Annotated in this window: 21 protein-coding genes and 2 pseudogenes; 13 read left to right on the top strand and 10 right to left on the bottom strand. The window is 37.3% G+C overall.

From position 1 onward, the window contains the following. Nucleotides 1–45 precede the first annotated feature (45 nt). The 6 genes and pseudogenes from PR808_RS20020 to PR808_RS19995 form a co-directional block, all read right to left on the bottom strand. Complete coding sequence (locus tag PR808_RS20020; RefSeq protein ID WP_047756388.1) at nucleotides 46–669, bottom strand: GntR family transcriptional regulator; 624 nt, start codon at nucleotides 667–669, stop codon at nucleotides 46–48. Between the two features lie 164 nt (nucleotides 670–833). After that, on the bottom strand, nucleotides 834–1,625 hold the full coding sequence (locus tag PR808_RS20015) for a carbon-nitrogen hydrolase family protein (RefSeq protein ID WP_206085684.1): 792 nt from the start codon (nucleotides 1,623–1,625) through the stop codon (nucleotides 834–836). 9 nt (nucleotides 1,626–1,634) lie between these two features. Further along, entirely contained in the window at nucleotides 1,635–2,282 is a 648-nt protein-coding gene (locus PR808_RS20010; protein WP_206085685.1) for an RraA family protein, read from the bottom strand. 40 nt (nucleotides 2,283–2,322) lie between these two features. Beyond that, nucleotides 2,323–3,633 carry an MFS transporter gene (locus PR808_RS20005; protein ID WP_206085687.1) on the bottom strand — a complete coding sequence of 437 codons (1,311 nt, stop codon included), beginning with the start codon at nucleotides 3,631–3,633 and terminating at the stop codon, nucleotides 2,323–2,325. A 319-nt stretch (nucleotides 3,634–3,952) separates the two neighbouring features. Continuing rightward, nucleotides 3,953–4,353, bottom strand: a pseudogene (locus PR808_RS20000) (hypothetical protein). 241 nt (nucleotides 4,354–4,594) lie between these two features. After that, entirely contained in the window at nucleotides 4,595–5,458 is an 864-nt protein-coding gene (locus PR808_RS19995) for a YicC/YloC family endoribonuclease (protein WP_272539971.1), read from the bottom strand. 122 nt (nucleotides 5,459–5,580) lie between these two features. Here PR808_RS19995 and rph point away from each other — a divergent pair, with 122 nt between their 5' ends. Continuing rightward, entirely contained in the window at nucleotides 5,581–6,294 is a 714-nt protein-coding gene (rph, locus tag PR808_RS19990; RefSeq protein WP_206085691.1) for a ribonuclease PH, read from the top strand. Between the two features lie 121 nt (nucleotides 6,295–6,415). Then, the gene (pyrE, locus tag PR808_RS19985; protein WP_206085693.1) at nucleotides 6,416–7,057 is read left to right on the top strand and encodes an orotate phosphoribosyltransferase; all 642 of its coding nucleotides are present in this window, start codon (nucleotides 6,416–6,418) and stop codon (nucleotides 7,055–7,057) included. 50 nt (nucleotides 7,058–7,107) lie between these two features. Here pyrE and slmA read toward each other — a convergent pair whose 3' ends face one another. The 3 genes from slmA to coaBC form a co-directional block, all read right to left on the bottom strand. Then, a complete protein-coding gene (gene slmA / locus PR808_RS19980) occupies nucleotides 7,108–7,707 on the bottom strand; it encodes a nucleoid occlusion factor SlmA (protein WP_206085700.1) in 600 nt (199 codons plus the stop codon). A 216-nt stretch (nucleotides 7,708–7,923) separates the two neighbouring features. Beyond that, entirely contained in the window at nucleotides 7,924–8,379 is a 456-nt protein-coding gene (gene dut, locus PR808_RS19975) for a dUTP diphosphatase (protein ID WP_206085702.1), read from the bottom strand. Beyond that, on the bottom strand, nucleotides 8,366–9,577 hold the full coding sequence (coaBC, locus tag PR808_RS19970) for a bifunctional phosphopantothenoylcysteine decarboxylase/phosphopantothenate--cysteine ligase CoaBC (protein ID WP_272539970.1): 1,212 nt from the start codon (nucleotides 9,575–9,577) through the stop codon (nucleotides 8,366–8,368). Before coaBC ends, dut begins: the two co-directional genes overlap by 14 nt. A gap of 183 nt (nucleotides 9,578–9,760) precedes the next feature. Here coaBC and radC point away from each other — a divergent pair, with 183 nt between their 5' ends. The 10 genes and pseudogenes from radC to PR808_RS19925 all read left to right on the top strand — a co-directional run. Continuing rightward, a complete protein-coding gene (radC, locus tag PR808_RS19965) occupies nucleotides 9,761–10,426 on the top strand; it encodes a RadC family protein (protein ID WP_272539969.1) in 666 nt (221 codons plus the stop codon). Nucleotides 10,427–10,677: 251 nt separating this feature from the next. Continuing rightward, entirely contained in the window at nucleotides 10,678–10,914 is a 237-nt protein-coding gene (rpmB, locus tag PR808_RS19960; RefSeq protein WP_004265123.1) for a 50S ribosomal protein L28, read from the top strand. A gap of 11 nt (nucleotides 10,915–10,925) precedes the next feature. Next, complete coding sequence (gene rpmG, locus PR808_RS19955; protein WP_004265124.1) at nucleotides 10,926–11,093, top strand: 50S ribosomal protein L33; 168 nt, start codon at nucleotides 10,926–10,928, stop codon at nucleotides 11,091–11,093. Between the two features lie 205 nt (nucleotides 11,094–11,298). After that, nucleotides 11,299–12,363, top strand: a complete 1,065-nt coding sequence (gene rfaQ / locus PR808_RS19950) for a lipopolysaccharide core heptosyltransferase RfaQ (protein ID WP_272539968.1) — start codon at nucleotides 11,299–11,301, stop codon at nucleotides 12,361–12,363. A 1-nt stretch (nucleotide 12,364) separates the two neighbouring features. Further along, complete coding sequence (locus PR808_RS19945; protein WP_206085717.1) at nucleotides 12,365–13,489, top strand: glycosyltransferase family 4 protein; 1,125 nt, start codon at nucleotides 12,365–12,367, stop codon at nucleotides 13,487–13,489. After that, nucleotides 13,482–14,279, top strand: a complete 798-nt coding sequence (rfaP, locus tag PR808_RS19940) for a lipopolysaccharide core heptose(I) kinase RfaP (RefSeq protein ID WP_206085719.1) — start codon at nucleotides 13,482–13,484, stop codon at nucleotides 14,277–14,279. Before PR808_RS19945 ends, rfaP begins: the two co-directional genes overlap by 8 nt. 28 nt (nucleotides 14,280–14,307) lie before the next feature. Beyond that, nucleotides 14,308–15,318, top strand: a complete 1,011-nt coding sequence (waaO, locus tag PR808_RS19935) for a lipopolysaccharide 3-alpha-galactosyltransferase (RefSeq protein ID WP_272539967.1) — start codon at nucleotides 14,308–14,310, stop codon at nucleotides 15,316–15,318. Between the two features lie 43 nt (nucleotides 15,319–15,361). After that, on the top strand, nucleotides 15,362–16,405 hold the full coding sequence (locus PR808_RS19930; protein WP_272539966.1) for a glycosyltransferase family 9 protein: 1,044 nt from the start codon (nucleotides 15,362–15,364) through the stop codon (nucleotides 16,403–16,405). 92 nt (nucleotides 16,406–16,497) lie between these two features. Continuing rightward, the gene (locus PR808_RS20740; RefSeq protein WP_442959416.1) at nucleotides 16,498–16,806 is read left to right on the top strand and encodes a glycosyltransferase family 52; all 309 of its coding nucleotides are present in this window, start codon (nucleotides 16,498–16,500) and stop codon (nucleotides 16,804–16,806) included. 22 nt (nucleotides 16,807–16,828) lie between these two features. Further along, a pseudogene (locus PR808_RS19925) lies at nucleotides 16,829–17,269 on the top strand (glycosyltransferase family 52); the annotation flags it as partial. Nucleotides 17,270–17,407: 138 nt separating this feature from the next. On the opposite strand, the gene PR808_RS19920 reads toward PR808_RS19925, so the two are convergent. Beyond that, complete coding sequence (locus PR808_RS19920) at nucleotides 17,408–18,961, bottom strand: phosphoethanolamine transferase (protein ID WP_272539965.1); 1,554 nt, start codon at nucleotides 18,959–18,961, stop codon at nucleotides 17,408–17,410. Between the two features lie 324 nt (nucleotides 18,962–19,285). Between PR808_RS19920 and PR808_RS19915 the strand changes: the two genes are divergently transcribed. Beyond that, nucleotides 19,286–20,326, top strand: a complete 1,041-nt coding sequence (locus tag PR808_RS19915; RefSeq protein WP_272539964.1) for a glycosyltransferase — start codon at nucleotides 19,286–19,288, stop codon at nucleotides 20,324–20,326. The last annotated feature ends 26 nt before the right edge of the window (nucleotides 20,327–20,352 follow it).

Raw genomic sequence — 20,352 nt, 5'->3', positions numbered from 1 at the left:
GAGAAAGCCATTAATTTGGCTTTTTCTTTTTGGCGCAACTCAACGCTAAACATAGTTACGTTTACCTCGTAGAATATGTTCTGTCAGAGTTTCTTCTGCTTGGCTGAAAGCCTTTTGCTTGAGTTGTTCGACAAGTTGTTGATGTTGACGTGTAGACTCAAAGTAATATTCATTACGATAAATGGGGTCTGGCTGAAAATAAACACGCTGGCGAATATTATCCGCTAAATCTAAAAAGACAGTGTTATCGAGTAACTCTAAAAAGAATCGATGAAAGCGCTCATCTTCTTTAATCCAACCTTGGTAATTATTTTCGGCAAGTAGCGCTTTTTGCTGTTCAATTATCGCATCTAAGCAAGCGAAGTGTTCCTCAGTTAAATAATCACGGACGAGTTTAATTGCATGAGACTCAATGGCTAAACGTAAATCATAATTATCCCGCGTTTCTTTTAAGGAAAGTTTTTGGATAAATACCCCTTTGCGTGGAATAATTTTAACCAAACCTTCATTTTGTAGCTGATATAGCGCTTCACGAATTGGAGTACGGCTCATACCAAGTTCTTCAACTAAGCTGTTTTCAGAGGTATAGCTTTCCTCGCCAAACTGCTTACTGAGAATTTTATGTTTAATAGCCGTATAGGCTTGTTGGCTGAGTGGTTTATCTTTCATCAGGATCTTGTATCAAAATTAGAAATTTCAGTGAGTATAGAAAGGAATAGATTGGTATACAAGTAAAGTACCAACTTTATATTGTTTAGATAATAAGCAAATGGCGGTTAATTATTGGTGATAATATGGATAATAAACCAGCATCCGTGCCAGTTTTGATTGCGTTAATATAATTCAGGACGGCGGTTTTCCATACAGGGCAATTTTTGACGAGTTTCAGCTGTGTGCTCGGGGGAAATTTCAGCGAAGAACACGGTTTCATCATAGCCTGCAGAAGCAATTGTTACGCCAAGAGCATCACAAATTAAGCTGCGCCCAATAAAAATATTACTGGTTTGGTCACACGCACAAACAGGTATGGTATTTTCTAGAGCACGGGCTTTTACTAGGGTTTGGTAGTGCTCTTCTTTGAGAGGACCACTGACCCAAGCTGTTGGGACTAGGAGTAAATCTGCCCCTGCTAATGCTAATTTACGGGCGACTTCTGGGAAACGCAGCTCATAGCATACTAAAATACCAATTTTCCCAAATTCGGTTTCGACAGGTTTCAATTCATTATGACTTTGAATGATATTGAGTGACTCTTGATAAGAGAATGCGTCATATAAATGCGTTTTTTGGTAATGATAAATGAGTTCCCCTTGGCGGTTTAACATAATGGTGGTGTTAAACGCGCGTTTAGGTTCATTCTCAGCCCGTTCATAAATACCACAAACCACATAAATTCCATACTCTTTTGCTGTTTTGGCTAGTTGAGAAACAAAAGGACCATCAACGTTCTCTGCGACATCCGCATAGCTGATACCACTATCCGCGGGAACAAATGCCATAAACATTTCAGGTAATAGAACTAAATCTGCTCCGCCTTGAGCCGCCTTTTGTATGGCATCACAGGCTTTTTTCAAGTTTTGTTCTTTATTAGGGCTACTGGCTAGTTGGGCAATTGCAACTTTCATGTTGGCTCCTTATTCGAAATATTTTGCAGCGCCTGAGATAGCGGCTAAGGTTTCACCTGCATCTATGCGTTTTTTGACATCAATTTCAGCATGTTGTGCATTAAGCGCGCGTTGGCGATATTCTTGCAATGTCACTTCATCAGCCACTAAAATGCCATCACCATCTGCAATAATTAAATTACCTGGGTGGATAGTGACGCCATCGACACTGATTGGCACATTGATTGCGCCTTCAATGCCTAGGATTCGAGTTGTTAGCGGACTGACTTTGTGAGCAAATACAGGGACACCAATCTCACGCAGCGCTTTGATATCAGTTACGCAACCATCGATAACAGCCCCAGCAATTTTTTTTGCTCGTGCCATATAGGACACCATCTCACCCCAACAGGCGCGGTCATAATCTCCTGACATATCAATGCAAACAACATCTCCTTCTTGAACAATATCAAAGACTTTATGTACTGCTGAAGAGTCCATATGTGGAATTCGCACAGTTACTGCGTGGCCAATGAACTGGTTTTTTTCAATTTGTGGACGTAGTGTTTTGATGAAGCCAAAATCGGTCATATGGCCAATTGTTGACGGGCAAACATCGCGGCAGCTTTCGATCACTTCTTGGCTAAAACAGGTAACTCGAGGATTTAACGTAAACATAGGGCACCTTTATTCGTTATATTAGAGTGTATGAGTAAAACTAATCTTGGTTTACAGCCGCTGCTAGAGGTTTATCAGGTTGAATGAAGAACCAGCAAATAATGGCTAAACTAATAGGTATCACGTTGAAAAGTAAGGCAACCGTCCACCCAAAGTGTTGGGCAAGCCAGCCGCATAAAATTGGAGAAATAACACCACCCAAATTGCCCCACAGATTCATCCATCCACTTACTGATCCTGCATATTGACGGCCTTTATCAGCGGCAATTGCCCACGAAGTCACAACGGGCAGGCCTAAAGCACCGAGGGCAAGGGTTAGCCATGCGACACTTACAACAGCGCTCTCCGTTTGAGCAGCACCACAAATCCCAACAATAAACAGGATAAAACCAGTAATGGCGATGTAGCCCCTTGCCACTAATTGGGAGTAGCCTTTATTGAGTAGCCAGTCAGATACTGAACCCGCGGTAAGCACAGCAATACAAATGGCTAACCATGGGAAACTTGCCGCAACACCCATTTGAGTTAGTGAAAATCCGCGTGCTTCTTGGAGGTAAGTTGGTAACCAAATCATAAATAATGTAGTCATATAGGCGACAAAAAAGTATTGAAAGCCTACAGCCCAAAATGGACGTTCTTTCATAAACTTACGCCATGGAGCTTTGACATCTTCACCGCCATTCTCACTGATTGTTCGGCCACTTTGTATAAATGCGATTTCGCTTTGTGAAATCTTAGGGTGCTGTTCTGGTTTATTGCGAGCGCAGAAGTACCAGATCAAACCAATTAAAATACCAATGACTCCAAAGATATAGAAAACAGCGTGCCAACCGAAAGAAATCATAATGAAAACAGTAAGGGTAGGAGCGATGACTGGGCCAAAATAAGAGCCTGCCAATAAGAAGCTTGCCGCTCTGGCTTTTTCATTTTGACGAAACCACCAAGTATTAAAGACAGCATTTGAAGGGTATAGAGGCGCCTCGCCAACACCAAAGAAAAAACGAACGATACATAACCAGAGGTAAGTCGGTGCAACCACCGTTAGAATGGTAAACGCAGACCAAACATATAAGCTTATTGTCGCAATTAACCGGCTGCCAAAGCGTTCCGCTAATATTCCACTTGGAATTTGTGCTAATGCATAACCAAGAGAAAATAATGCGCCTAAAAAACCAAATTGAACTTTACTCATACCTAAATCGGTCATCATATGTTCCGCAACAATGGAAATGTTGGCGCGATCCATATAGGCAATTAAACCGATAATAAAAAATATTGCTGCTAAACCCCAGCGTAAACGCCCTGGTGTGTCTTTTGCTGTAGGTGCTATCACAGAGTCTTTGTATGACATAGTCTTACCTTTTTTATTGGTCTGTAGAGGTAATTAATTTTATTGTATTTATATTGAATTCAACTTGTATACAAGATGGATGTTAATAACCCGTTATTGGCCTGTCAAAGATCTGTTTTGTTATCTGTGATTGAAATCAAAACATTTGGTGAATTTATGAGCGAGCTCATGTTTTTTCGATAAAACAATTATCAAAGATTAATTTGTTATTAATCAATGTATTATGCTTCTGAGGGAGCATGGGTAAATTAAGCGTTTGTTGCCGTGGGAAATAGTTAAATCTAGAAATGCCGACGTATTTCTAGATTTAACATAGACGTTATTTATCAATTTTCTTTTTTTTCGCCTCTTTTTGAGCGAGTTGTCTTATGCTTTTTTCTGGGGTAGGCAGATTTTCTGGCATGGTACCGCCAAGTGTTTCTCTCACTTTTTGGCCAACTTCAAAGTGAGTTTGATTCGCTTCTGTTTTACTTTGGATGTTATCTCGTTTGAGCTTTCGTTTAGCACCAGAACCAATTTCGACCATATCGATGATCTCCTCGAAATGGTCTTCAATGGCATGTCTACTTTGCAAACATGCCTCTTTTGCTTTTTCTAAAACAGGTAAGAATGCCGATATTCCGAATATTCGAGGAGTTTAGACAACTCTCTCGCTGACCAGTATTCATTTCCCGAATTATCCGTTTTTCTAATATCTTCAAAAGGCTGTTGCGGCACCATTTGACTCTCCAATTTTTGAGTAAGTGATTTTTTGGGGGAAGAAAGATAGTTTATCGTGGAGATTATTTGAGCGCCTAAGGATTTTCAAAAAATAGGATTTTTAAGGCAGTTTATGCGATTTTTATTCCAAAATTGCGGGGGGGTCCATCTATTTCAGGTTATTTGGATATTTCAGTAAAATAAAAAAAGCCAATTTACACAGAGCATTAATTGGCTTAGTCATGCATGACAGTTAGAGAGATTACTCAATATTCTGAATTTGTTCTCTCATTTGTTCGATTAATACTTTCAGTTCAACGGCGGAAGTGGTGACTTCGCTATTAATCGATTTTGATGCTAACGTATTAGACTCACGATTAAATTCTTGCATCATAAAGTCAAGGCGGCGCCCATTGGCTTCTTTTTTCTTCAAGATATTACGCGTTTCTTTAACGTGCGCTTCTAATCTATCCAATTCCTCAGCAACATCAACACGTTGGGCGAGCAATATGAGCTCCTGTTCTAAGCGGTTGTTATCCACTTGGATTTCCGCTTCTTCGAGCTTACTTTGAAGGCGATCGCGCTGCCATTGCAGAATTTCTGGCATATGTTGACGAACTTTTGCCACTTCAACTAAAACACCATCAAGGCGTTGTTCAATTAAGGCATGCAATGAAGCACCTTCCGCTTCTCGGCTTTGGATAAAAGCATCGATAGTTTCATCTAAACCAGCCATTAACTGTTCGCTGATGGCATCTAAATCTTGCTCGCCAGCCGACATCACACCTGGCCAACGTAAAATCTCTAGGGGGTTGATTTCACCTTCGTGGCTGTAATTTTTGACCCAATTTGCTGCGCTAATTAATTGGCGGGCTAATTGTTCATTGAGAATTAATTCGCCACGGTTTCCACCGTCTAATTCAAAACGCAGGTTACATTCCACTTTTCCGCGCGTTAAGCGTGAACGAAGGCGTTCACGAATAACGGGTTCAAGGCTTCTGAATTGCTCAGGTAAACGGATATACGTTTCTAAATAACGTTGGTTTACGGAACGCAGCTCCCAGGCCGCATTCCCCCATTCACCCTTGATATCACGGCGGGCAAAAGCGGTCATACTACGGATCATAATTCGTTCCTATTATCGATAAGATAATGGGATTATAACGCTATGAGAGATGACAGGATAGGCATTATCGTTTTAAGGACGTATAATGCGTCCCAATTTGAGTTGATAACGGAGATAACACCATGCGCCCAGCAGATAGACAAGCGGACGAAATGCGCCCGATTACCATCACGCGCAATTATACAAAACACGCAGAAGGCTCTGTTCTTATTGAGTTTGGCGACACGAAGGTGTTATGCAATGCAACGGTTGAAGAGGGTGTACCTCGCTTTTTAAAAGGTCAAGGTCAAGGTTGGGTAACCGCTGAGTACGGCATGTTACCTCGCGCAACAAATTCACGTAACCAACGTGAAGCGGCTCGTGGTAAACAAACTGGCCGTACAATGGAAATTCAACGTTTGATTGCCCGTTCATTACGTGCAGCTGTTGATCTGAAAAAATTGGGTGAATTCACCATCACTTTAGATTGTGATGTTATCCAGGCTGACGGCGGTACACGTACAGCGGCGATTTCAGGTGCTTGTGTGGCACTGGTGGATGCACTGAATAATATGGTTGCTCAGGGGAAAATTGCAAAAAGTCCTCTGAAGTCGATGGTTGCTGCAGTTTCGGTCGGGATTGTGAACCAAGAAGCGCTTTGCGACCTTGAGTACGTTGAAGACTCTGCGGCAGAAACGGACATGAACGTCGTGATGATGGATGATGGCCGTATGATTGAAGTGCAAGGCACCGCAGAAGGCGAACCATTTAGCCATGAAGAATTATTGGCTCTATTAGCATTAGCCAAAACAGGGCTCGACACCATTTTTGAAGCTCAGCGAGAAGCGCTGAAATAAATTAATGTTTAAATAGGCGGCTGAAAAGTCGCCTTTTTTATGTCTGCTAAATGGCAGATAACGCAATTAGCAAAATAACAAATTTAATATACATAATCGTCATCAATGAGGAGAATGACCAATGAAAGCCTATCAGCGCGATTTTATTGAACTTGCCATGAAAAAACAGGTATTGAAATTTGGTGAGTTTACGCTGAAATCAGGTCGAAAAAGCCCTTATTTTTTTAATGCAGGGTTATTTAATACTGGGCGTGATCTGGCACTTGTCGGTCGTTTTTATGCACAAGCGCTACAAGAGAGTGCAATTGAGTGTGATGTGATTTTTGGGCCAGCCTATAAAGGTATTCCCATTGCAACTACAATGGCAGTTGCATTGGCTGAGCATCATGATATCGATATGCCATATTGCTTTAATCGTAAGGAAGCAAAAGATCACGGAGAAGGTGGTGTATTAGTTGGTAGCCCTCTGCAAGGACGTGTTGTTGTGGTTGATGATGTGATCACTGCAGGTACTGCAATTCGTGAATCAATGGAAATTATTAAGCAGCAAAAAGCGACTCTCAATGGTGTTTTGTTGTGTTTAGACCGTCAAGAAAAAGGAAAAGGGGAAATCTCAGCCGTACAAGAGGTTGAGCGTGACTATAACTGCAAGGTTTATTCAATCATTACGATGAGTGATTTGATTACGTATCTTTCTGAACAAGAAGGTATGGAAGCACACTTAGTGGCAATGAAAGCTTATAGAGAACAGTACGGTATTTAAAAAAATCCCCTCGCCCAAAAAACGGGCGGGGTGAGTAGTACTAATAACTGTTATTGTAACTGAGCTAAAATTAAAGGCCAGCGCGCTTCAAATTCGACAGTCGGTCGGTAACGAAATTCTGAACGTACGAAGCGTGATAACATGCCTTCGCAATAAGCAAGTAATTGAGAAGCAAGTAGCGATTCATCATGGATAAAGCCATGACCATCACGTATTTTTTTCTCTTTTAACACTTGGCGCAATTGAGACTCTATTCGCTCAAACAATTGGTTAATTCGGTCTTGTAGCCTGTCTTGCTCAAACATGAGCGCATGGCCTGTCATTATACGTGTTAAGCCTGGGTTTTTCTCTGAAAACCCTAAAATTAACGCTAACATTAATTTAATTCTAATGATGGTATCTTTTTCATCATTTAAAATCAGATTGATACGCGAGACCAGTGAATCTTCAATAAACCCAATAAGACTATCAAACATTTTCATTTTACTGGGAAAATGACGATATAACGCTGCTTCTGAAACACCAACGGAGGCTGCAAGTTTTGCAGTCGTAATGCGTTGGCTACCATCACTACTTTCTAACATTAACGCAAGAGCCTGTAAGATCTCGTCACGTCTGTTACGTTTTTGTGTTGTCGCTTTTTCTGCCATGTCTAATAAGACCCCTGCTAAAACAGCAAAACAAACTATCCAAAATTTTGCTCTTAGTAAAGAGACTTACAGAGCAAAATAGGTTTAAAAATGTAGAGAGTATAAGTAAATTTTGAACAATTTCCTGTTTAGTAATATGCGACTGATTGTTTTGATTCATAAATATAGAACCTAAAGTAGGTTCTATATAGCATATTAAATATCAGAATATTTTATTTATTGGCGACCTGAGTGACCGAAACCACCTGCACCACGTTCTGTTGCATCAAAGTCGTCAACAATATTAAATTCAGCTTGAACCACAGGGACAAAAACCATTTGTGCCATGCGCTCGCCTGGCTCAACAGTAAAGGTTTTATCACCACGATTCCAAACAGAAACCATGAGTTGCCCTTGATAATCGGAGTCAATAAGTCCGACAAGATTCCCGAGTACAACACCGTGTTTATGGCCCAGCCCTGAACGGGGAAGAATAACTGCAGCGAGACTTTCATCAGCGATGTGAATCGCTAAACCTGTTGGAATTAATTCTGTTTGACCTGGCGCTAAATCAATAGGTGCATCAAGACAAGCGCGCAAGTCTAAACCTGCTGAACCTGTTGTTGCATAGGTTGGTAAAGGAAATTCATTACCGATACGGTTATCAAGGATTTTTAGGTCAATTTTTTTCATAACGTTGAAGTATCTCGTCAAGTAAATAGTGGCTTAATTCAATTTTACTGCTATGTGGCAACCGAGTCTCACCGTTGGCATCAAATAGATGTAATGCGTTGTTATCGCTATTAAAACCGTTGTCTGCAAGGGAAACATCATTGGCACAAATTAAATCTAATTGTTTTTGTTGTCGTTTTTGGCGAGCATATTCTTCCACATTTTGGGTTTCAGCTGCAAATCCCACAACATAAGGGCGATTTTTCGTAAGAGCCCCAACACTTGCGACAATGTCTGGGTTTTTCACCAGTGTAATCGTGAACTCATCGCCTTGTTTTTTTATTTTATTTTCAGCAACCGTTTTGGCTCGGTAATCTGCAACAGCAGCGCAACCAATAAAAATATCTTGCTCAGCGATAGATTGGTGCACTTTTTCATACATATCTAAGCCGCTAATCACGTTAATTCGATTAACGCTCATCGGTGTAGGGAGGTTAACTGGCCCTGAAATTAATGTCACATCAGCCCCTCGTTGGCTTGCTGCTTGTGCGATAGCAAACCCCATTTTTCCTGAGCTGTGATTGCTGATAAAACGTACTGGGTCTAGATCTTCACGAGTTGGGCCCGCAGTGATCATCAGTTTAATGCCTTGTAAATCTAGCTTAGGATTGAAATATTCACCAGCCAAACGAACAATTTCGAGCGGATCAATCATGCGGCCTGGGCCAATATCACCACAAGCTTGACTGCCCTCATCAGGCCCCCAAATCATACACTGGCGTTGTTTCAATCTGATTAAATTATCTTGTGTTGCACGGGCCCGATACATTTGTTGATTCATTGCGGGTACAACGGCAATCGGCGCAGCGCTAGCAAGGCATATTGTGGTAAGCAAATCATTTGCCATACCTGCATTAAGCCTAGCAATTAAATCAGCAGTTGCTGGGGCTAAAATAATCAAGTCAGCCCATTTTGCTAATTCAATATGACCCATTGCTGCTTCAGCCGCTGGATCTAATAAATCGTCTGCGACTGGATGGCCAGAGACTGCCTGTAAAGTCAGAGGGGTAATAAAGGCTTTCGCACCTTGAGTCATGACGACACGTACGACCGCGCCTTGATCACGTAAGCGACGCGTTAGTTCTGGAATTTTATAGGCGGCGATGCCCCCACTGATACCAATAACTATCTGTTTACCCAATAGTGATAGTTGATTCATTATTTTTATCCACTTTGCTCAACATGAACGGCATATTACCACATTGCACGTTTAGGTGGCGCGCTCGATTTTGCATCAACTTATTATTTTTGCGAAGCGCTACGCAAAGCCTTATGAGCGCAATTGTGATTCACTGAAAACTCGATAAAAGTGGTGAGAGAGAATTCAAGGACGAATAATATCATGAATGAACACCAAAACTTACCGCCCAGAGAGAAGCTACTTGCTTATGGTGCAGCAGCGCTCTCGGATGCCGAATTATTAGCGATTTTTTTGCGAACGGGGAGCCAAGGAGAGCCAGTTTTGAAACTTGCTGAACGGCTAATTAAGGAGTTCGGTTCTTTGTATTTATTAATTCAAGCCGATTATACGAAGCTAATACAATGTAAAGGTATGGGAAGCTGTAAATTCACGCAGTTGCAAGCCATTAGCGAGTTGGCTCGTCGTTTTTTTTCGGAGCAATTTCTGCATGAGGATGTAATGAGTGGGCCTGACCTCCTAAAATCTAGATTGCTTGATTTGTTTGCGGGGCAAGAACGCGAAGTCTTTATTGTGTTATTTTTAAATACTCAAAATCAAATTATTTGTTATGAAGAAATGTTTAAGGGCACATTAAACCGCGTTGAAGTTCATCCAAGGGAAATTATTCGTTTTGCAATAAAAATGAATGCAAGTTCAATCATTTTAGCGCATAACCACCCATCAGGTAATCCTGAACCCAGCGCCGCAGATAGAGAAGTCACTGAACGGATCCAGAGCGCTTGTTCCATTATGGGAGTGAAATTACTCGACCATTTTGTTGTTGGGCACAAACGATGCGTCTCCTTTGCAGAGCGAGGGTGGCTGTAAAATCATTTTTTGCCTAAAAAATGACAACTTTTACGTTGTTGGGCTTGAGTGAAAACGATTGAAAGCGTATACTACGCCACCTTTAAGGATCTTGGGTTTGGCGAGAAGGGCCTATCTCAGTAAATTTTTTACTTAGGTATAAACGGTTTTTTCAGTCACTAAAAGTTTGCTGAGATGGGCTCCTAAGCCTGACGAGGCGGCCATACCCAGAACAAAAAAGCTCGAGCTGATTAGATTTTTGGAGAATAGACATGTCACGAGTCTGCCAAGTTACCGGCAAGCGTCCAATGAGCGGTAACAACCGTTCACACGCATTAAATGCGACCAAACGTCGTTTTTTGCCAAACCTGCACTCTCACCGTTTCTGGGTTGAGTCTGAGAAACGTTTCGTAACACTGCGTGTATCTGCTAAAGGTATGCGTGTTATCGATAAAAAGGGTATTGATGCTGTTCTTGCTGAACTGCGTACCCGTGGTGAGAAGTACTAAGGAGCTAAAAAATGGCTAAAGGTATTCGCGAGAAAATCAAGCTGGTTTCTTCTGAAGGTACAGGTCACTTCTATACCACTACGAAGAACAAGCGCACAATGCCAGAAAAACTGGAACTGAAAAAATTCGATCCAGTTGTTCGTAAGCATGTGATCTACAAAGAAGCAAAAATCAAATAATTTTGCTTTCTGCGTTAAAAACTCAGCCTAGGCTGAGTTTTTTTTTGCCTAAATTTTAATTGAATGGAGATATGCGCACAGGAGGCTATGACCATTATTCTGAAAGTAGTAACATAGCGAATATTGATTGAATTAATGATGATATTTATTGTCGAATATCTATCGTCTTTTACTTTTTATACATAGACCTGACTAAGAGTGCCTGGTGAAAAAACAGTTTAAAAAAATTCTTGTTATCAAGATGCGGTTTCATGGGGACATGTTGCTGACAACGCCAGTTATCAGTTCATTAAAACACCAATATCCTGATGCTGAAATTGATGTTTTGCTTTATCAGGATACGCTCCCTATCCTATCTGAAAACAGCGAAATTAATGCGCTATATGGGATGGCAAATAAAAAAAGTAGTGGGATAAGTAAAGCGTGCAATTTTATTAAATTGCTTTTAGTGCTGCGTAAAAATAAATACGATTTGGTTGTTAATTTAGCAGATCAGTGGATGGTAAGTTTACTGGTGCGTTCAATTCCTGCGGGAACAAAAATTTCGCACCAGTTTAGTCATCGTGATTCTAAATATTGGCGTAACAGCTTCACGCATTTAACTATCCCCGAAGGGGAGCATGTTGTTTTAAATAATTTATCTGTGCTTAAACCGTTAGAATTAAAAGAACTTAAAACAAATCTAACGATGTCTTACACAGCGGATGATTGGAAAAATATTGACCAAAGGCTATTAGACTTAGGCGTGCATAGCAGCTATGTGGTTATTCAGCCAACAGCGCGGCAAATTTTTAAGTGCTGGGATGATGAGAAATTCTCTGAAGTCATTGATGCATTGCAATCGCGTGGTTACCAAGTGGTATTAACTTCTGGGCCAAGCAAGGAAGATCTTGAATGTGTCAATAATATTGCGAATGGTTGCCGAACAAAGCCAGTGATTGAATTAGCGGGTAAAACGACGTTTCCTGAACTTGGCGCATTGATTGCCCATGCTGCATTATTTATTGGTGTAGATTCAGCACCGATGCATATAGCCGCAGCTGTAAATACACCAATTGTGTGTCTTTTTGGCGCAACTAATCACATATTTTGGCGCCCATGGACGGATAATGCAGTACAATTTTGGGCGGGTGATTACGAAGCAATGCCACCACGGGATGAATTGGATAGAAATAAAAAATATCTTTCGATTATTCCTGCCTCAGATGTGATTAAAGCAACGGAAAAATTGTTGCCAATGAATATCCGTTCCATGATGACAAGGTATTAATATGAAATTGGCATTTTGCTTGTATAAATACTTCCCTTTTGGTGGTTTACAGCGCGATTTTTTGCGCATTGCGACAGAATGCCAATCACGGGGTCATCATATTCGAGTGTATACCCAATCATGGGAAGGCGAAAAACCTGATGGGTTTGAGGTTGTCATTGTCCCCGTGTCTTCAAGCACCAATCATGGTCGAAATGCACAATATTGTGACTGGGTACTCGCAAATATTAAGCAGCACCCTGTTGACCGCATTGTTGGCTTTAATAAGATGCCTGGTTTGGATGTTTATTATGCTGCGGATGTGTGTTATGCACAGAAAGTTGCTGAAGAAAAAGGTTTTTTCTATAAACTGACACCACGTTATAAGCATTATGCGGCATTCGAAAAAGCCGTTTTTGATGTGGATAAACCCACACAACTATTAATGTTAACACCACATCAAATCAAACATTTCAAAAAGCACTACCAAACTGAAGATGTGCGTTTCCATATGTTGCCACCAGGTATTGCTTTGGATCGTAAATACGATAAGCAAATTACTGATGCAAAACGGATTTATCGCCAAAAGAACCAAATCCCAGAATCTGCGTTTTTGCTATTGCAAGTAGGCTCTGACTTTAAGCGTAAAGGTGTTGACCGTACGTTAAGGGCTCTTGCTGCACTACCAGAGAACATCAAGAAAAACACATTGCTGATGGTGGTAGGCCAAGATAAACCGTCAAAATACCAGCAGTTAGCACAATCATTAGGTATTAGCCAGCAGGTATCTTTCTTTAGTGGGCGTAATGATATTGCAGAATTAATGGCTGCGGCCGATATCTTAATGCACCCTGCGTACCAAGAGGCTGCGGGTATTGTCTTATTGGAAGCGATTACTGCGGGCTTACCTATTATTGTTACTGAAGTGTGTGGTTACGCTTCGTTTATTCAAAAAGCGCAATGTGGAGTCGTTATTAACGAACCTTTTGAGCAATCAGAACTCAATTATGCGTTACAAAATGGTTTAGAAGAGACAGAAAAGCGCATGACGTGGGTTAAAAATGCCCAAAAGTTTGCAGATACGGAAGACTTATATAGTCTACCGCAAAAGGCAGCTGATATTATTTTAGGATGCCAAAATGATTGAATTAAAATCACCTTTTGATGAGCTTTGGAAAAATAAAGATCCATTTATTGAAGCGGATAAACTGCAAGGTGAGGTTTTTCGTGCATTAGAGACCCGAAAAACGCTACGTTTTGAGGTTGAAAGTCGTAGTTATTTTATCAAAATTCATTATGGTACAACCTTAAAAGAAGTCCTGAAAAATCTGATTTCTTTTCGGTTGCCTGTTTTAGGTGCAGATAGAGAATGGAATGCGATTCATCGGCTTACACAAGTGGGTGTCGATACGATGAATGGACGTGCCTTTGGGCAAAAAGGGGTAAATCCGCTGCGTCGCCATTCATTTATTATTACAGAAGACTTAACGCCAACCATTAGCTTGGAAGATTATTGTGCAAATTGGTTAAATGAGCCCCCGTTATTTCGTACGAAACAAATGATTATTCGCCGAGTTGCTGACATGGTTCGTGGTATGCATAAAGCGGGTATTAATCATCGTGACTGTTATATTTGCCATTTTCTACTCCATTTACCTTTCACCGAGAATGAAGGTGATTTAAAAATATCCGTGATTGATTTGCACCGCGCACAACTGAGAAAATCAGTCCCAATGCGTTGGCGTGACAAAGATTTAATTGGCCTCTATTATTCTTCGCTAAATATTGGGCTTACCCAACGTGATATTTTTCGTTTTATGAAGATTTATTTTTCCTTACCATTAAAAGAAATTTTAAAAAAAGAGCAAGCACTTATTGGAAAAGTCAGTCGTAAAGCTGAAAAGATAAAAGAACGTACGATTAGAAAGTCATTGTAAATACAATCGAAATTAGAGAGATAGAATAATGTTCTTCAATAAGGAAAATGCAGTTACAAAACAGATTGATTTATCATCATCTGATACGGTTATTGGTGGTGGTAGCTTGCATGTTTCGTATGGTATTGACCGTAATTTTTTATATGGTTGTGGGATTTCCATCGCATCATTATTAAAAGCAAATTCTGATATTTCATTCTCATTTCATGTTTTTACAGACTATTTTGATGATGAACAATCTCGATTGTTTAAGGCGCTTGCAGAACAATACAAAACTAGTATTAAAATATATCTTATTGATTGTGAACAACTAAGATCATTACCGAGTACTAAGAACTGGTCCTATGCTACCTATTTTAGGTTTATTATTGCGGATTATTTTTCGAATCAATTAGAACGGATGATCTACATGGATGCGGATATTATGTGCCAAGGCTCATTGAAACCGCTATTAGATATTCAGTTTGAACAAGATGAGATTGCAGCAGTAGTACCAGAAAGAGACAAGGTATGGTGGCAAAAGCGGGCCGATGCTTTAGGGATCCCAAGTATTGCTTCCGGCTATTTTAATGCAGGTTTTTTGGTTCTTAATTTAGTCAATTGGTCAAAATTTGATATATCGACTAAGGCAATGGAATTACTTTCTCAAGAGACCGTTAAAGCGAAACTATCTTATCTCGATCAGGATATTTTAAATATGCTCTTAACAGAGAAAGTTATTTATCTTGATGGGAAATATAACACCCAATACAGCATCAACTATGAGCTACAAAAAGGTAAAAAAGAAAATCCAATAACATCTGATACTGTTTTGATCCATTATATTGGACCGACTAAGCCTTGGCATGAATGGGCCAATTACCCCACTGCTCAGCCTTTTATAGATGCAAAAAATGCATCTCCATGGAAAGATATTCCCTTATTAAAAGCGAAGAGTAGTAATCATTTACGCTATTGTGCGAAGCATTTAAGCTATCAGAAAAGATATTTTGCATGTATCAAAAATTATCTCAAATATTTACTAAAAAAGGTAGTTTGATAATATTCATTAGCTATATGTAATTTCTATGTTAGGTGACAATATGAGTTTTAGTGAATTTAAATATAAAATAAAATCAATAATTCAGCAGACTAATATGCTAAAACTGGCTAGTTACGAGGAAGGAGAGAGTATTAATTCAGTATGTCTGATTTTGATTAATGTTGGAATTGGTGATGCAATAATGGCAACCTCATTTATTCATGAACTAAAAAAGTTAAATAAGAGCATAGATGTTATTATTGCTAAAAAAAACTTTGACATATTCACTAATAATAAAGATGTGAGAAATGTACTTTGCATTGATGAAAAAAAAACAAATCAGCAAAAATATGATTTAGTTGTGGATCCTTATAGTCACTGTGGATGGTTTTTTTCTTATAGATATTATAAACTATTAAGTGAAATGAAGTATAAGTATTTGAGTGGTTTTAATGTTAAAAAGCCAAGTAAATATAGTGATAATTTTCTTTCAGAAAATGGTATTCATATAACTGATTATTATAATCATGTTTTAAAAAAATTCTTTAATAGTAAAATTGAAGGGCAATATATTGTTAATATACCAGATGGTGAAATAAAAAAAGCCCATGAACTACTAGGTAATATTCCAACGTCAGATTTAAAAATTGCATTTTGCCCATTCGCATCAACCCTAGAAAGAAGTTTTAGTGATGAGCAAGTTAATGCAGTTTTAGGTAAGTTAAAAAAAGAAAAGAATATAAGTATTATTATACTCTGCGAAGAACACAGAGTGAAAAATATTAATATTGATGAAAATGTTTACTTTTTTAAAACAGAGAGCTTTATTTCATCTGCTGCAATATTAAGTCTTTGTGATTTTTGTATTTCTTCAGATACATCTTTTGTTCATTTAGCAAATAGCAAGGATATTCCTTTGCTAGCATTTTATAGTTCAGTATTTAATGATGGGTTCAACACGGATTTTTTATGTGCTCCAAACTATGCTAAGTCTAAACAAATAGTAGAGTCAACAGGAATTAGTAATCTTAATGTGAATGATATAGTTAATGCTATTTTACACGAATTAAAACTCTTAGATAAAGTTGGAGGAGACAATGAATAATCATATATTTATTGTATGCTCACCTTTGCAATTAAGTATAGTCTCAAAAATAAAAAAAAGAATTTAGTGTTTTTGATAATGAATTTCATGTTTTGTATCTCAAAGCAAATTCTATAATTAATAATGGGATAAGGAAAAATATTCTTACTGAATATGATTCCTACTTAATTTCTGGGATGGATTATGGGATATTTAATTTCAAGCATATCATGAGATTTATTTCCAAAATAAAAAATGGAAACCTTTTTGTGTATCTTGCAAATGCAAGTGATTTAACTGTTCATTATATATTGTCAAATATAAAAAGTGATTTTATTATTAGAACATTTGATGATGGAATATTAAATATCAATACAATTAAAAATATTGATTTGGAATTAAAGGAAAAAAATAAAACATAAATGAACTAAACTATTTTATCAAAATAACTATAGTATAAAGAGAATAATTAATGAGAGTGATGTTCATTATACTATTTTAGATAAGAACAGAAAATTAAATGTTAAATCTAAATTGGTGAGGATTAATTTGTTTGATTTTGATTTTAAAAATAACGTTCAGAAAGAAAATATTAACATATTTATAGGGTCAAAATTTAAGGATATACAGAGAGATAAAAATGAAGAAAATTTTAATTTATTACTTGGTAAAATAAGAGAATTGTCAAGGCAGTACCCTAATATTATTTATCTTATACACCCGAGAGAAAATTTAATTGACGCATTTTCTATGATAGAAAAAAGTGTGGATACGATATCTGAAGATTTTATTATAAAACTTATTAGTGATGGGTACTCAGTTAATTTAATTGGATTTGCTAGCACATGCCAGCTAAACTTAATGAAAATGAATAATGTAAAATAACTTTGTTAAGGACTAATTTAATTAGGGAGGATATATTTGAATCATTTTTATTATTTGATTTGTCTAAGGAACTTATCATAATTGACCTTGATTGAAAATTGCCTATTAACATTAATAGGCAAAATAGAGAATTCTAAGCTATTTTTCACTCACATCAATGGGTAAGTCAGTATCCCCATTTCTTAGTCTCTCAAATTGTTGTTCAAAATTATATCCATCATTATCTTTTTGTTCTGTAAATAGGCTGTAATTAGGCTGAATCTTACTATTTTTGATATTCAGCCAATTTGCTATACCTTGTATAAATAATTTTCCTGATTTTTTTGTTTTTATATATTCCTTTTTGGAGCTATCAGAGTTGAATGCCATTAATGGAGTTCTTAGAACTTGAGTAGATGAATTACTTAAGTTTAATTTTATTTCATCATCAATCATGGTATGCGAAACACCATGGTCTGCAAAGTATAACATTGAAAAACTACGATTATTTTCTTTTTCTTGTATTTTTAATATATTATAAATTGATTCAAGGATATTGTCTGTTTTTTCGATACTTGAGACATAACATGAGATATTCGTATATTTTTTATCTTTAGTGACATATTTATTTTCATAATCGTCAATACGTGCACAAGCATCAGGGTGAGAACCATATAAATGGATGATAAATAACCGTTTTTGATTCTTATTTACTTTTTCTTCTAATTCATCTTTAAACATATTTACTAAGCTAAAGTCACTTGAATCGTTGGAGTTAAAGGCCCCCATCTTGTTAAACTTTTTAACATCACTCCTTTTGGCGATAAACGTTATCGGTGTATCAAATTCACCAAGAAAACCTTGATTTGAGATCCAGTAAACTTTATAGCCAGCTGATTTTGCTAAATCAACAAAATTTTGCCCATAGTTGGGTTCCCAGCTTTCTGTACTTGATTGTGTTAACATTACGCGTAACGAAGAAACGGTATTGGTTCCACCAGAAGTTAAACCTTCAACTATTATACCATTAGTTTTATTGATAAATGGGGTGTTATCTATTGGGTACCCATAAGCGCTCATATAATCTCGGCGAACACTCTCGCCGATAACTAAAACATAGTCATCATATTGAGTCCTATCCTTTATTAATGTTGATTTTCCCCATTCACTATTTTTAGTGAACTCACTGAGGCTATCAACTTCTTTTTTCACATTTAGTGTTGATTGATACATATTATCAAAAAGTTTAAAAGGAGACTGGTTTATCAATGCAAGAATAGCTAAGCAAACAAGTAGTGTTTTATTTTTATAAAAGTATATTCCATTCTTAACGGTTATCTTTCGATAGAAAATAAACCCAGCTACAATCACTATTGAAAAAAGATAATTTTTTATCGGAATTTGAGTGAAAAATTCTTTGGACTCCATCGCATCTGTAGCAATAACAGATGAAATATATTGATAAGTAGGCTCACCGAAGTTTAAGCCAATAGGCGTGTATATAGCATTAACCAATACAATTGGAAATCCTATGTACCAGTAAGATTTATTTGAAGAGCTTAATATAATAATTAAAAAACAAACTAACGTTATTTCCCTTACTGTAGGGTGCGCATTCCCCGAGCCTAGTAACATAAGTTTAGCTATAGAGGCTAGGATAATTAAGGAAAATAAAACCAATAAGGTTTTTTTTAACTCTGGTTTTTGTATCATAGAGCAGCCATGTGATTAAAAATAAAACTGTTATACTCGTTAGTCATTGAGCTTATTGTATTTCTATAGAGTATGTTTTGTATAATGCTTTACTTCGTGATTATAAAGGAAAACTAAAGTATTTACACGAGTAAAAGGGGACTACTTAGAGTTATGGGTATTGTGTTTACTAATGAATAAAGGTGAGCTTCAATTTGTTAACAACGGGGGAATGATAGTTATTATCATTTAGTGCATTGATTCTATGATGTTTTCCGTGAAAAGAATAAAGTGTAAAACTACGTGAATAACCTAAAATCAAACCAAGAATAGTTTATACTATTGATGATACTTATAGAAAGTGGCGTTAAAGTTAAAATGGTAAAAGGCTTGCAATGGGAACATATGATGTTAAGTAATGAGATGATAAAATCAAAAATAGAAATAAGCTCAGATACCAACATCAGTGATGGAGACTTTTTTCATATCGCTTATGGTGTAGATGAAAATTTTTTATACGGTGTAGGTACTTCAATATCCTCAATTCTTATCTATAACACTGAACGTCGTTTTCATTTCCATGTTTTTATTGATAAATTAAAAAATGAATTGCTTTTTCATCGCTTGATTGAAGGAACGCAACATAGGTTAACTATTTATTTGATTGATAACGAAAAATTTCAATCATTACCTTTGCCATCGAAAGGCTGGAGCTCTGCAATCTATTTTCGCCTGATCATTATCTCTTATTTAGCAGGAAAAAGTATCAATAAGTTATTGTACTTAGATGCAGATATTATCTGTAAAGGTAATCTATCTTATCTTGATTCATTAGAGTTTAACGAAAATATTTTTTTGTACGCGGTAAAAGATAAGTTTTGTAGCCAGAAAAAAACATTGCCAATGAATATGTCAATGTATTTTAATTCTGGCTTTTTATATATGTCAGTAAAAAAATTAGCTGAATATAATATTCCAAATAAAGTGATTGAGTTAGTTAGTGATAATGATTTTAGTCACCCAGACCAAGATGCCTTGAATATTTTATTAAATACGAAGCTAGTTAATATTAGTGAGAATTTTAATTATATGTTCTCTTTAGACTGGTATATAGGGAAAAAATCCAGCATCCCTAAAATAACTCAAGATGTTGTTTTTATTCACTTTGTTGGCTTGACTAAACCATTTCATGAGTGGGCAAGATTTTATGAGGAATATGCTTTTTTTGAAGAGGCAAGGCGCCAGTCTCCATGGAAAGACATCGATTTAATAAAGCCAAAAGGGTATAAACAGTTATCAAGAAAGAAATCACATTTAAGAAAGAATGGAGATTATTTAGGTTTTCTGTCTACAACATTTAAGTATTTAGTTAAAAAGATATTTTGATTTTAAAACCCTGTTTATTTACGTTT

This window comes from Providencia sp. PROV197 (genome assembly GCF_028479625.1).
GTDB classification, from domain to species: domain Bacteria; phylum Pseudomonadota; class Gammaproteobacteria; order Enterobacterales; family Enterobacteriaceae; genus Providencia; species Providencia vermicola.
The sequence above is the reverse complement of the archived record's forward strand: the minus strand, read 5'-3'. Positions and strand labels throughout refer to the sequence as shown.

What these genes read in the sequence shown, in the direction of transcription:
- PR808_RS19995 (WP_272539971.1), bottom strand. Translation starts at nt 5,458, where the DNA reads ATGATCCGTAGTATGACCGCTTTTGCCCGCCGTGATATCAAGGGTGAA.
- rpmG (WP_004265124.1), top strand. Translation starts at nt 10,926, where the DNA reads ATGGCTAAAGGTATTCGCGAGAAAATCAAGCTGGTTTCTTCTGAAGGT.
- coaBC (WP_272539970.1), bottom strand. Translation starts at nt 9,577, where the DNA reads ATGAATCAACTATCACTATTGGGTAAACAGATAGTTATTGGTATCAGT.
- PR808_RS19945 (WP_206085717.1), top strand. Translation starts at nt 12,365, where the DNA reads ATGAAATTGGCATTTTGCTTGTATAAATACTTCCCTTTTGGTGGTTTA.
- radC (WP_272539969.1), top strand. Translation starts at nt 9,761, where the DNA reads ATGAATGAACACCAAAACTTACCGCCCAGAGAGAAGCTACTTGCTTAT.
- PR808_RS20020 (WP_047756388.1), bottom strand. Translation starts at nt 669, where the DNA reads ATGAAAGATAAACCACTCAGCCAACAAGCCTATACGGCTATTAAACAT.
- pyrE (WP_206085693.1), top strand. Translation starts at nt 6,416, where the DNA reads ATGAAAGCCTATCAGCGCGATTTTATTGAACTTGCCATGAAAAAACAG.
- waaO (WP_272539967.1), top strand. Translation starts at nt 14,308, where the DNA reads ATGTTCTTCAATAAGGAAAATGCAGTTACAAAACAGATTGATTTATCA.
- rph (WP_206085691.1), top strand. Translation starts at nt 5,581, where the DNA reads ATGCGCCCAGCAGATAGACAAGCGGACGAAATGCGCCCGATTACCATC.
- PR808_RS19920 (WP_272539965.1), bottom strand. Translation starts at nt 18,961, where the DNA reads ATGATACAAAAACCAGAGTTAAAAAAAACCTTATTGGTTTTATTTTCC.
- slmA (WP_206085700.1), bottom strand. Translation starts at nt 7,707, where the DNA reads ATGGCAGAAAAAGCGACAACACAAAAACGTAACAGACGTGACGAGATC.
- rpmB (WP_004265123.1), top strand. Translation starts at nt 10,678, where the DNA reads ATGTCACGAGTCTGCCAAGTTACCGGCAAGCGTCCAATGAGCGGTAAC.
- PR808_RS19915 (WP_272539964.1), top strand. Translation starts at nt 19,286, where the DNA reads ATGATACTTATAGAAAGTGGCGTTAAAGTTAAAATGGTAAAAGGCTTG.
- PR808_RS19930 (WP_272539966.1), top strand. Translation starts at nt 15,362, where the DNA reads ATGAGTTTTAGTGAATTTAAATATAAAATAAAATCAATAATTCAGCAG.
- rfaP (WP_206085719.1), top strand. Translation starts at nt 13,482, where the DNA reads ATGATTGAATTAAAATCACCTTTTGATGAGCTTTGGAAAAATAAAGAT.
- PR808_RS20010 (WP_206085685.1), bottom strand. Translation starts at nt 2,282, where the DNA reads ATGTTTACGTTAAATCCTCGAGTTACCTGTTTTAGCCAAGAAGTGATC.
- PR808_RS20015 (WP_206085684.1), bottom strand. Translation starts at nt 1,625, where the DNA reads ATGAAAGTTGCAATTGCCCAACTAGCCAGTAGCCCTAATAAAGAACAA.
- PR808_RS20005 (WP_206085687.1), bottom strand. Translation starts at nt 3,633, where the DNA reads ATGTCATACAAAGACTCTGTGATAGCACCTACAGCAAAAGACACACCA.
- dut (WP_206085702.1), bottom strand. Translation starts at nt 8,379, where the DNA reads ATGAAAAAAATTGACCTAAAAATCCTTGATAACCGTATCGGTAATGAA.